10 protein-coding genes are annotated in these 11,335 nt (G+C 65.8%); 7 read left to right on the top strand and 3 right to left on the bottom strand.

The features are described 5' to 3' along the window. Positions 1-42 precede the first annotated feature (42 nt). The 3 genes from thrC to ACV22W_RS23210 are packed head-to-tail and all read right to left on the bottom strand — an operon-like array spanning position 43 to position 4,128. Positions 43-1,494: a threonine synthase gene (gene thrC, locus ACV22W_RS23220; RefSeq protein WP_448022018.1), complete on the bottom strand. Its 1,452-nt coding sequence runs from the start codon at positions 1,492-1,494 to the stop codon at positions 43-45. 14 nt (positions 1,495-1,508) lie between these two features. Next, positions 1,509-2,837, bottom strand: coding sequence for a homoserine dehydrogenase (locus tag ACV22W_RS23215; RefSeq protein ID WP_059529834.1), 1,329 nt, complete (start codon positions 2,835-2,837; stop codon positions 1,509-1,511). A 52-nt stretch (positions 2,838-2,889) separates the two neighbouring features. Further along, complete coding sequence (locus tag ACV22W_RS23210; RefSeq protein ID WP_175908914.1) at positions 2,890-4,128, bottom strand: pyridoxal phosphate-dependent aminotransferase; 1,239 nt, start codon at positions 4,126-4,128, stop codon at positions 2,890-2,892. A gap of 316 nt (positions 4,129-4,444) precedes the next feature. On the opposite strand from ACV22W_RS23210, the gene ACV22W_RS23205 reads away from it, so the two are divergent. The 7 genes from ACV22W_RS23205 to ACV22W_RS23175 all read left to right on the top strand — a co-directional run bounded on the left by ACV22W_RS23205 (position 4,445) and on the right by ACV22W_RS23175 (position 11,329). Next, positions 4,445-4,819: an Mth938-like domain-containing protein gene (locus tag ACV22W_RS23205; protein ID WP_448022015.1), complete on the top strand. Its 375-nt coding sequence runs from the start codon at positions 4,445-4,447 to the stop codon at positions 4,817-4,819. A 134-nt stretch (positions 4,820-4,953) separates the two neighbouring features. Further along, positions 4,954-6,630: a phospholipid carrier-dependent glycosyltransferase gene (locus tag ACV22W_RS23200; protein WP_448022013.1), complete on the top strand. Its 1,677-nt coding sequence runs from the start codon at positions 4,954-4,956 to the stop codon at positions 6,628-6,630. A 13-nt stretch (positions 6,631-6,643) separates the two neighbouring features. Continuing rightward, complete coding sequence (locus tag ACV22W_RS23195; protein ID WP_014896865.1) at positions 6,644-7,015, top strand: EamA family transporter; 372 nt, start codon at positions 6,644-6,646, stop codon at positions 7,013-7,015. A 137-nt stretch (positions 7,016-7,152) separates the two neighbouring features. Then, a complete protein-coding gene (locus ACV22W_RS23190) occupies positions 7,153-8,304 on the top strand; it encodes a DegT/DnrJ/EryC1/StrS family aminotransferase (protein ID WP_059604275.1) in 1,152 nt (383 codons plus the stop codon). A 6-nt stretch (positions 8,305-8,310) separates the two neighbouring features. Next, positions 8,311-9,333 (top strand): glycosyltransferase, encoded by a 1,023-nt coding sequence (locus tag ACV22W_RS23185; RefSeq protein ID WP_448022011.1) that lies wholly within the window; start codon positions 8,311-8,313, stop codon positions 9,331-9,333. Further along, positions 9,330-10,277 carry a formyltransferase gene (locus tag ACV22W_RS23180; RefSeq protein ID WP_448022009.1) on the top strand — a complete coding sequence of 316 codons (948 nt, stop codon included), beginning with the start codon at positions 9,330-9,332 and terminating at the stop codon, positions 10,275-10,277. Before ACV22W_RS23185 ends, ACV22W_RS23180 begins: the two co-directional genes overlap by 4 nt. Beyond that, entirely contained in the window at positions 10,274-11,329 is a 1,056-nt protein-coding gene (locus tag ACV22W_RS23175; RefSeq protein WP_059529811.1) for a bifunctional UDP-4-keto-pentose/UDP-xylose synthase, read from the top strand. The genes ACV22W_RS23180 and ACV22W_RS23175 overlap by 4 nt, the downstream gene beginning before the upstream one ends. The last annotated feature ends 6 nt before the right edge of the window (positions 11,330-11,335 follow it).

Below are 11,335 nucleotides of genomic sequence, written 5' to 3'. Positions count from 1 at the left end.
CGGGCTTGCAACCCTGCGGCCCGGCGCTGCCCGGGTGCTAGGTTATGCGCCCGTATGCGCGGCGATGAAGTCCTTCACCTGCTGCGCATCGGCCTTCACGACCTCGAAACGCTGCGGCAGCGCCTCGAGCCCGTCGAATGCGGCCGGCCGCTCGGCCTCGCGATCGAGCGCCTCGCGGATCGTCTCGCCGAACTTGATCGGCTGGGCCGTCTCGAGCACGATCATCGGCACGCCCGCGTCGAGGTGCTCGCGCGCGACCTTCACGCCGTCGGCCGTGTGCGTATCGATCATCGTGTCGTAACGCGAGAACACGTCGCGGATCGTCGCGATGCGGTCCGTGTGGCTGCTGCGACCCGACACGAAGCCGAACTCGGCGACGCGCGCGAAGTCGCCACTCGCCGCGAGATCGAAACCGCCCTTCTCCTCGACGTCGCCGAACAGCTGCATCACGCGTGCCGGATCGCGCCCGAGCAGGTCGAACACGAAGCGCTCGAAGTTCGACGCCTTCGAGATGTCCATGCTCGGGCTGCTCGTGTGATACGTGTTTTCCGCGCTGCGCACGCGATATGCGCCGGTGCGGAAGAACTCGTCGAGCACGTCGTTCTCGTTGGTCGCGACCACGAGCTTCGCGATCGGCAGGCCCATCATCCGCGCGATGTGCCCCGCGCAGACGTTGCCGAAGTTGCCCGACGGCACCGTGAACGACACGCGCTCGTCGTTGGACGTCGTCGCCGCGAAATAGCCCTTGAAGTAGTACACGACCTGCGCGACGACGCGCGCCCAGTTGATCGAGTTGACGGTGCCGATCTTCTGCTGCGCCTTGAACGCGTGATCGTTCGACACGGCCTTCACGATGTCCTGGCAGTCGTCGAACACGCCTTCGACCGCGAGGTTGAAGATGTTCGGATCCTGCAGGCTGAACATCTGGGCGGTCTGGAACGCGCTCATCTTCTTGTGCGGCGACAGCATGAACACGCGCACGCCGGCCTTGCCGCGCATCGCGTATTCGGCCGCGCTGCCCGTGTCGCCCGACGTCGCGCCGAGGATGTTCAGCGCTTCGCCGTGCTTCGCGAGCGTGTACTCGAACAGGTTGCCGAGCAGCTGCATCGCCATGTCCTTGAACGCGAGCGTCGGGCCGTTCGACAGTTCGAGCAGCGAGATCGGCGCGCCGTTCTCGGTGCCGAGCGTCTTCAGCGGCGTGATGTCGGACGCGTTCTCGCCGTGGCGCGTGTTGCTGTACACGGCGGCCGTATACGTGCGGCGCGTGATCGCGCGCAGGTCGTCGGCCGGCACGTCGTCGCAGAACTTCGACAGGATCTCGAACGCGAGATCCGCGTACGGCAGCGTGCGCCAGCGCGCCAGTTCGTCGGCCGATACCTTCGGATACTCGGCCGGCAGGTACAGCCCGCCGTCCTTCGCGAGACCGCCGAGCAGGATGTCGGAGAACGTGTGGCGCTCGCCGATGCCGGCGCCGCGCGTGGAGATGTAGTTCATGTCGTTCCTGGTCCTCAGTTCAGCGCTTCCATGCGCAGCTTCGTCACCTTCGATACCACGGTCGCGAGGCCTTCGATCTGCGCGATCGCCGCGTTCACGTGCTTCTCCAGCGTCTCGTGCGTGATCAGGATGATGTCGGTTTCGCCGTTCGCGTCGTCGACCTGCTCCGATTCCTTCTGCAGCAGCGCGTCGATCGAGATGCCCGTCGCGGCGAGGATGCGCGTGATGTCCGCGAGCACGCCCGTCTGGTCGGCCACGCGCAGGCGCAGGTAGTAGCCGCTCGTCACTTCCTCGATCGGCAGGATCGGCGTGTTCGACAGGCTGTCCGGCTGGAACGCGAGATGCGGGACGCGATGCTCGGGGTCGGCCGTGTGCAGGCGCGTGACGTCGACGAGATCCGCGACGACCGCCGACGCGGTCGGTTCCGCGCCCGCGCCCTTGCCGTAATACAGCGTCGTGCCGACCGCGTCGCCGTGCACGACGACCGCGTTCATCGCACCCTCGACATTCGCGAGCAGGCGCTTCTCGGGAATCAGCGTCGGATGCACGCGCAGCTCGATGCCGTTTTCGGCGCGGCGCGTGATGCCGAGCAGCTTGATCCGGTAGCCGAGCTCTTCCGCGTAGCGGATGTCGGTCGCGTCGAGCTTGCTGATGCCTTCGACGTACGCGCGGTCGAACTGGACCGGCACGCCGAACGCGATCGCGCTCATGATGGTCGCCTTGTGCGCGGCGTCGACGCCTTCGATGTCGAAGGTCGGATCGGCTTCCGCGTAGCCGAGCTCCTGCGCGGCCTTCAGCGCGGTCGCGAAGTCGAGGCCGCGGTCGCGCATTTCCGACAGGATGTAGTTCGTCGTGCCGTTGATGATGCCGGCGATGTACTGGATGCGGTTCGCGGTCAGGCCTTCGCGCAGCGCCTTGATGATCGGGATGCCGCCGGCGACGGCCGCCTCGAACGCGACCATCACGCCCTTTTCGCGCGCGGCCTCGAAGATCTCGGTGCCGTGCACCGCGAGCAGCGCCTTGTTCGCCGTCACGACGTGCTTGCCGTTCGCGATCGCGCGCAGCACGAGCTCGCGCGCGATGCCCGTGCCGCCGATCATCTCGGCGATGATCGAAATCGACGGGTCGTCGACGACCGCGTTGAAATCGTCGGTGATCTGCGCGGCGCCGGCGTTACCGCCGAGCGCGGCCTGCGCCTTGGCCGGGTTGCGCACCGCGATGCGCGCGACCTCGATGCCGCGTCCCGCGCGTCGCTTGATTTCTTCCTGGTTGCGGTGCAGCACCGTGAAGGTGCCGCTGCCGACGGTGCCGAAGCCCAACAGGCCAACTTTGATCGGTTCCATGCTGCGTGTGATCGATGAGTAAGAATGAATGAATGCCGGGGACCTTGTCCGCTCAGACCGAATGGCGCTTGCGGTAGCCGTCGAGGAAGCGCGCGATCCGGTTGATCGAATCGGTCAGGTCGTCGAGGTTCGGCAGGAAGACCACGCGGAAGTGATCCGGCGCCGCCCAGTTGAAGCCCGTTCCCTGCACGAGCAGCACGCGTTCCTCGAGCAACAGGTCGAGAATGAACTGCTGGTCGTTCTGGATCGGATAGAGCTTCGGATCGAGGCGCGGGAACATGTACAGCGCGGCCTGCGGTTTCACGCAGGTCACGCCCGGAATCGACGTGAGCATGTCATACGCCAGCTCGCGCTGCTTGTACAGGCGCCCGCTCGGCACGATCAGCTCCTTGATGCTCTGGTAGCCGCCGAGCGCGGTCTGGATCGCGAACTGCCCGGGCACGTTCGCGCACAGGCGCATCGACGACAGGATTCCGAGCCCTTCCAGATAATCCTTCGCGCGCCGGCGGTTGTCGCCGCCGAGGCCCGACACGGCCATCCAGCCCGCGCGATAGCCGCACGAGCGATAGCTCTTCGACAGGCTGTTGAACGTGACGGTGATCACGTCTTCCGACAGCGAGCCCAGCGCCGTGTGCTCGAGCCCGTCGTAGACGATCTTGTCGTAGACCTCGTCGGCGAACACGATCAGCCCGTGCTGGCGCGCGATCTCGAGCAGATCGCGCAGCAATTCGTCGGAATAAAGCGCGCCGGTCGGGTTGTTCGGGTTGATCACGACGATCGCCTTGGTGTTCGGCGTGATCTTGCGGCGGATGTCGTCGAGGTCGGGCATCCACGCGTTCTGCTCGTCGCACACGTAATGCACGGGCGTGCCACCCGACAGGCTCACGGCGGCCGTCCACAGCGGGTAATCGGGCGCCGGCAGCAGCACTTCGTCGCCGTCGTTCAGGAGCGCCTGGGTCGCCATCACGATCAGCTCGGACGCGCCGTTGCCGATGTAGATGTCGTCGAGACCGACGCCCACGACGCCCTTTTGCTGCGTGTAGTGCATCACGGCCTTGCGTGCCGAGAACACGCCCTTCGAATCCGAATAGCCGGACGACGCCGGCAAGTTACGGATCATGTCCTGGATGATTTCGTCAGGCGCGTCGAAACCGAACGGCGCGAGGTTGCCGATGTTCAGCTTGATGATGCGGTGGCCTTCTTCCTCGAGGCGCTTCGCGTGCTCGAGCACCGGGCCACGGATGTCGTAGCAGACGTTGAGCAGCTTGTTCGACTTCTGAATCGGTTTCACGACGACACGGTTCCTGGGTTGGCCTTGCGGCCGGGGGACGGGATCAAAACTGGAGAGCGGCCGGTCTGTGCGCGCTGTCTAGACTGGGAAAAATGCGGGCGGTCGAACGCGGCTTGTGGCGACGCACGATGCAAGTGGCGCCCGGGGGCGACCAAAAAGTTATAATTTAGCGGATTTTGGCCGACTTTCGCAATGCACCATGGCCGCTCCGGGCCCGCGCCGTCAGGCGTCCCGCGCGCGGCGGTCGCGAAACCGGCCGCCCGGGCCCGTGCGGCCCTTGCCAGACACTCCCTCCACGGAACCGCGGAATACCGATTTGAAACTGCACCAGGACACGAGCGGCGTGCTCAACACCGTCACCGGCTACGGCCCCGATTATGTCGACGTCAACCTCCAACGCCACGAAGGAAGCGTCATCGTGCTGCCCGGCGCACCGGTGCGGGACTGGCCCGTGTCGTCGTTCGACGCGCTCGCGCCCGAGCATTTCGCGATGCTGCTCGACCCGGCCCCCGAGCTCGTGATCTTCGGCAGCGGCGCGCGGCTGCGCTTCCCGCACCCGCGCCTCGTGGCGGCGCTCACGGCCAAGCGGATCGGCGTCGAGACGATGGATTTCCAGGCCGCCTGCCGCACCTACAACATCCTGATGGCCGAGGGCCGCAAGGTCGCCGCCGCGCTCTTAATTGAACGTTAATCATCGTTGCGGTAAAACTCGGGCCGGCACACCGGGTCGATCCCCGGATCGTCGTCCGGGTCGATGACCGGCAAGCCGGCCGCCCCGGCGCAACCCGCCGGCGGCTCTTACAACAACCAACAGGCTGAAAATCCATGAACGATACGCCGTCGAGGCTACCGCTCAATCGCATCACGCTCGTCCTCCTGCTCGTCGCGCTCGCGATCGTCTGGTTCGCACCGCTCGGGCTGCGCCACCTGATCCCGAGCGACGAAGGCCGCTACGCGGAAATGGCACGCGAAATGTTCGTCACCGGCGACTGGATCACGCCGCGCTACAACGGCTACAAGTACTTCGAGAAGCCGCCGCTGCAGACCTGGCTGAACGCGCTGACGTTCGCGTGGTTCGGCATCGGCGAATGGCAGGCGCGCCTCTACACGGGCCTCGCCAGCTTCGCTGGCGTGCTGCTTGTCGGCTTCACGGGCGCGCGCCTGTTCAATCCGCTGTCGGGCTTCCTCGCGGCCGTCGTGCTCGCATGCTCGCCGTACTGGAACCTGATGGGCCACTTCAACGCGCTCGACATGGGGCTCGCGTTCTGGATGACGCTGTCGCTCTGCTCGCTGCTGCTCGCGCAGCGGCCCGGGCTGCAGGCGGGCGCGGCGCGCGGCTGGATGTGGGCGTGCTGGGCCGCGATGGGGTTCGCCGTGCTGTCCAAGGGACTCGTCGGCCTGATCCTGCCCGGCGCCGTGCTGGTGCTCTATACGCTGATCGCCCGCGACTGGGCGCTGTGGAAGCGGCTGTATCTGGTCAGCGGCCTCGTGATCTTCTTCGCGATCGTCACGCCGTGGTTCGTGCTCGTCCAGCAGCGCAACCCCGAGTTCTTCAACTTCTTCTTCATCGTCCAGCAGTTTCGCCGATACCTGACCCCCGAACAGAACCGCCCGGGCCCGCTCTACTATTTCGTGCCGGTGCTGCTGGTCGGCTTCCTGCCGTGGCTGTCGGTCGCGTGGCAAAGCATCCGCCATGCACTGCGCATGCCGCGTCAGCCGAACGGCTTCTCCCCGATGCTCGTGCTGCTGATCTGGAGCGCGTTCATCTTCCTGTTCTTCAGCGCATCGCATTCGAAGCTGATCTCGTACGTGCTGCCGGTCGCGCCGGCGCTCGCACTGATGATCGGCGCGTACCTGCCGCTGATGAGCGCCGACCGGTTCCGCCGTCACCTGCTCGGCTACCTCGTGTTCTTCGTCGTCGCGGCGTTCGGGATCGTCTTCCTCGCGTATCAGGGCGACACCCGCACGCCGAACGCGCTGTATCGCGCGTTCCAGCTGTGGCTGTACGCGGGCCTCGCGGTCGCGGGTGCGCTGACGCTCGCGGCCGCATGGCTGAACCGCCGCGTGGGCGTCGCGGCCGCGATCACCGCGTTCGGCGCCGCGTGGCTCGCGTTCGGCACGATCGGCGGCACCGGTCACGACGAATTCGGGCGCTACAGCTCGGGCGCGCTGCTCGCGCCCGCCGTGCGCGCCGAACTGGCGAAGCTGCCGCCCGACACGCCGTTCTACTCGATCGAGATGCTCGATCACACGTTCCCGTTCTACATGGGCCACACGACGATCATGGTCCAGCGCCAGGACGAACTCGCATTCGGGATCTCGGTCGAGCCGAACAAGTGGATCCCGACCGTCGACCAATGGATCGAACGCTGGAAGCAGGAAACCCATGCGCTCGCGATCATGCCCCCCGGCCAGTACGACACGCTGGTCAAGCAAGGCGTGCCGATGCGCGTGATCGCGCGCGACAACCGCCGCGTGATCGTCGAGAAACCGCAATCGTAAGGACCCCCGCCGCATGAATCCCGTTTCGTTCGTCTGCATCATCACCGGCGTGATGCTCAACGCCTGTGCGCAACTCCTGCTGAAAGCCGGCGTCAACGCCGTTGGACACTTCGAATTCAGCCGTGCGAACATCATCCCCGTCGGCCTGAAGATCGCGACCCAGCTGCCGATCATCGGCGGCCTCGGCTGCTACGTGCTGAGCGTGGTCGTCTGGATTCTCGGCCTGTCGCGGGTCGACGTGTCGATCGCGTACCCGATGTTGTCGCTCGGCTACGTGGTCAACGCGTTTGCCGCCTGGTACCTGTTCGGCGAGGTGCTGTCGGTCCAGCGGCTCGTCGGCATCGGCATCATCCTGATCGGCGTGCTCGTGCTCGCGCGCAGTTGAGCGCGCCGGGCCTGGCGGGCATTAAGCGTCCGCCTACAAAAAATCACGGTACGAATCCGGCAACCGGTGTTTAATGCCGGTTTCGGGCCGGATCGCCCGACCCCTTTATTACCAGCCATTACAGGCCACAAGCGTTCATGAGCCAGACTACCGCTCCGTTCCTGCCGTTCACCCGCCCCGAGATCGACGAGGAAACCATCCAGGGCGTCGTCGAAGTGCTGCGCTCGGGCTGGATCACCACCGGCCCGCAAAGCCAGAAATTCGAGGCAGCGCTGTCCGAGTACTGCGGCGGCCGTCCGGTCCGCGCGTTCAATTCGGGCACCTGCACGCTCGAGATCGGCCTGCGCATCGCGGGCGTCGGCCCCGGCGACGAGGTGATCACGACGCCGGCGTCGTGGGTGTCGACCAGCAACGTGATCCTCGAGACGGGCGCGACGCCCGTATTCGCCGACATCGACCCCGTCACGCGCAACATCGACCTCGACAAGCTCGAGCAGGCGATCACGCCGCGCACGAAGGCGATCATCCCGGTCTACCTGGCCGGCCTGCCGGTCGACATGGACCGCCTGTACGCAATCGCGCGCGCACACAACCTCCGCGTGATCGAGGACGCCGCGCAGGCGCTCGGCTCGACCTGGAAAGGCAAGCGCATCGGCGCGATCGGCGACATCGTGTCGTTCAGCTTCCACGCGAACAAGAACCTGACGACGATCGAAGGCGGCGCGCTCGTGCTGAACAACGAGGACGAGGCGACGCTCGCGCAGAAGTACCGGCTGCAGGGCATCACGCGCACCGGCTTCGACGGGATGGACTGCGACGTGCTCGGCGGCAAGTACAACCTGACCGACGTCGCCGCGCGCGTCGGCCTCGGCCAGCTGCCGCATCTCGAGCGCTTCACCGCGCAGCGCCGCGCCCTCGTGCGCGCGTACTTCGCCGCGCTCGACGGCGGCCCGGCCGTGAAGCTCGGGCTCGGCCTGCCCGTCGCCGATTTCGAGAACAGCAACTGGCACATGTTCCAGGTCACGCTGCCGCTCGACCGTCTGTCGATCTCGCGCGCCGATTTCATGGCGCAGATGAAGGAACGCGGGATCGGCACGGGCGTCCACTACCCGGCCATCCATCTTTTCACGCTGTATCGTGCACGCGGCTTCAAGGAGGGCATGTTCCCCCACGCCGAACGATACGGTGCATCGACCGTCACGCTGCCGCTCTTCACGCAGATGACGGAAGACGACGTGCGTCGCGTGGCCGACGCCGTCAACCAGATTTGCGAACAATACGGAAAATAAGCGTACATGAATCACCTTGAAGCACGCGCCGGGCATCCGGGCGCCGCGAACCCGGAGGTATCGGTCATCATCCCCGTGTACAACGAGGAAGACGGCCTGGCCGCGCTGTTCGCGCGCCTGTACCCGGCACTCGACGCACTCGGCACGTCGTACGAAGTGATCCTGATCAACGACGGCAGCCGCGACCGCTCGGCCGCGATGCTGGCGGACCAGTTCCACGTGCGCCCCGACACGACGCGCGTCGTGCTGCTCAACGGCAACTACGGCCAGCACATGGCGATCCTCGCCGGCTTCGCGCAGTCGCGCGGCGACATCGTCATCACGCTCGACGCCGACCTGCAGAACCCGCCCGAGGAAATCGGCAAGCTGATCGCGAAGATGCGCGAGGGCTACGACTACGTTGGCTCGATCCGCAAGCAGCGTCAGGACAGCCTGTGGCGACGCAAGGCATCGCAGATGATGAACCGGCTGCGCGAGCGCATCACGCGGATCAAGATGACCGACCAGGGCTGCATGCTGCGCGCGTACAGCCGCCGCATCATCGACACGATCAACGTGTGCGGCGAAGTCAACACGTTCATCCCCGCGCTGGCCTATACGTTCGCGCAGAACCCGACCGAAATCGAGGTCGCGCACGAAGAACGCTTCGCGGGCGAGTCCAAATACTCGCTGTACAGCCTGATCCGGCTGAACTTCGACCTCGTGACGGGCTTCTCGGTCGTGCCGCTGCAGTGGCTGTCGTTCATCGGCGTGATCCTGTCGCTCGGCTCCGCCGCGCTGTTCGTGCTGCTGCTCGTGCGCCGTTTCATCGTCGGCGCGGAAGTGCAAGGCGTGTTCACGCTGTTCGCGATCACGTTCTTCCTGCTCGGCGTGATCATCTTCGCGCTCGGCCTGCTCGGCGAATACGTCGGCCGCATCTACCAGCAAGTCCGTGCGCGGCCGCGCTACCTGATCCAGGCCGTGCTCGAACAGCATGACGGCATGCCGGCGGTGCCGGCCGGCACGACTCGCACGGGGGTGTCGCAATGAAGCCGCGCGCCGTCGTCTTCGCGTATCACAACGTCGGCGTGCGGTGCCTGCAGGTGTTGCTGGCACGCGGCGTCGACGTCGCGCTCGTCGTCACGCACGAGGACAATCCGAACGAGAACATCTGGTTCGGCAGCGTCGCATCCGTCGCCGCCGAGCACGGGATCCCGGTCGTCACGCCGGCCGCCCCCACCGATCCGGCACTGCGCCGCGCGGTAGCCGACGCGCAGCCGGACTTCATCTTCTCGTTCTACTACCGCCACATGCTGCCGGTGGACCTGCTCGCGATCGCGCCGCGCGGCGCGTACAACATGCACGGTTCGCTGCTGCCGAAATACCGGGGTCGGGTACCGACCAACTGGGCCGTGCTGAACGGCGAAACGGAAACCGGCGCGACGCTGCACGAGATGGCCGCGAAGCCCGACGCCGGCGCGATCATCGGCCAGACCGCGGTGCCGATCCTGCCGGACGACACCGCCATGCAGGTGTTCGACAAGGTGACCGTGGCCGCCGAGCAGACGCTCTGGCGCGTGCTGCCCGCGCTGCTCGCGGGCGATGCGCCGCATCTGCCGAACGATGTCGCGAACGGCAGCTACTACGGCGGACGCAAGCCGGAGGACGGCCGCGTCGACTGGTCGAAGCCGGCCGCGCAGGTCTACAACCTGGTTCGCGCGGTCGCGCCCCCGTATCCGGGCGCGTTCACCGACGTCGGCGGCACGCGGTTCGTGATCGCCCGCGCGCGCCTCGCGGCGCCCGGCAGCGCGGTCGCCGCGGCCGCGGCGGATTTGCCGCCCGGCCTGCACGTAAGCGATAATGCGCTATTCGGCGTCTGCGGCGACAGCCGCGCCCTATCCATTCTCGAGCTGTGGCAGCAGCGCGACGGCAGCGAAACCGTCGTGACGCCCGCGGAATTCGCGCAGTTCATTCATTCTTCCCGTCATTCATGAAAGCAAAAAAAGTCCTGATCCTGGGTGTGAACGGCTTCATCGGCCATCACCTGTCGAAGCGCATTCTTGAAACCACCGATTGGGAAGTGTTCGGCATGGACATGCAGACCGATCGACTGGGCGACCTCGTCAACCACGAGCGGATGCACTTCTTCGAAGGCGACATCACGATCAACAAGGAGTGGGTCGAGTATCACGTGAAGAAGTGCGACGTGATCCTGCCGCTCGTGGCGATCGCGACGCCCGCCACCTACGTCCAGCAGCCGCTGCGCGTGTTCGAGCTCGACTTCGAGGCGAACCTGCCGATCGTGCGTTCGGCCGTCAAGTATGGCAAGCACCTCGTGTTCCCGTCGACCTCCGAGGTCTACGGCATGTGCTCGGACGAGCAGTTCGACCCGGATGCATCGGCACTCACCTACGGCCCGATCAACAAGCCGCGCTGGATCTACGCGTGCTCGAAGCAGCTGATGGACCGCGTGATCTGGGGCTACGGGATGGAAGGCCTGAACTTCACGCTGTTCCGTCCGTTCAACTGGATCGGCCCGGGCCTCGACTCGATCTACACGCCGAAGGAAGGCAGCTCGCGCGTCGTCACGCAGTTCCTCGGCCACATCGTGCGCGGCGAGAACATCAGCCTCGTGGACGGCGGCTCGCAGAAGCGCGCATTCACCGATATCGATGACGGCATCAGCGCGCTGATGAAGATCATCGAGAACAAGAACGGCGTCGCGTCGGGCAAGATCTACAACATCGGGAATCCGAAGAACAACTTCTCGGTTCGCGAGCTCGCGCACAAGATGCTCGAACTGGCCGCCGAATACCCGGAATACGCCGGCTCCGCGAAGCAGGTGCAGCTCGTCGAAACGACGTCGGGCGCCTACTACGGCAACGGCTACCAGGACGTGCAGAACCGCGTGCCGAAGATCGACAACACGATGCAGGAGCTCGCATGGGCGCCGCAATCGACGTTCGACGACGCGCTGCGCAAGATCTTCGAAGCGTATCGCGGCCATGTCGCCGACGCGCGCGCGCTGGTCGAGCAGCAGAACTGACGGGAC

This window comes from Burkholderia sp. AW49-1, from assembly GCF_053427845.1.
Note: the sequence above shows the minus strand (reverse complement) of the source record. Positions and strands in the feature narration are given on the sequence as shown.

Coding starts and splice junctions, on each gene's coding strand:
- ACV22W_RS23190 (WP_059604275.1), top strand. CDS start 7,153: ATGAGCCAGACTACCGCTCCGTTCCTGCCGTTCACCCGCCCCGAGATC.
- ACV22W_RS23200 (WP_448022013.1), top strand. CDS start 4,954: ATGAACGATACGCCGTCGAGGCTACCGCTCAATCGCATCACGCTCGTC.
- ACV22W_RS23215 (WP_059529834.1), bottom strand. CDS start 2,837: ATGGAACCGATCAAAGTTGGCCTGTTGGGCTTCGGCACCGTCGGCAGC.
- thrC (WP_448022018.1), bottom strand. CDS start 1,494: ATGAACTACATCTCCACGCGCGGCGCCGGCATCGGCGAGCGCCACACG.
- ACV22W_RS23195 (WP_014896865.1), top strand. CDS start 6,644: ATGAATCCCGTTTCGTTCGTCTGCATCATCACCGGCGTGATGCTCAAC.
- ACV22W_RS23180 (WP_448022009.1), top strand. CDS start 9,330: ATGAAGCCGCGCGCCGTCGTCTTCGCGTATCACAACGTCGGCGTGCGG.
- ACV22W_RS23185 (WP_448022011.1), top strand. CDS start 8,311: ATGAATCACCTTGAAGCACGCGCCGGGCATCCGGGCGCCGCGAACCCG.
- ACV22W_RS23175 (WP_059529811.1), top strand. CDS start 10,274: ATGAAAGCAAAAAAAGTCCTGATCCTGGGTGTGAACGGCTTCATCGGC.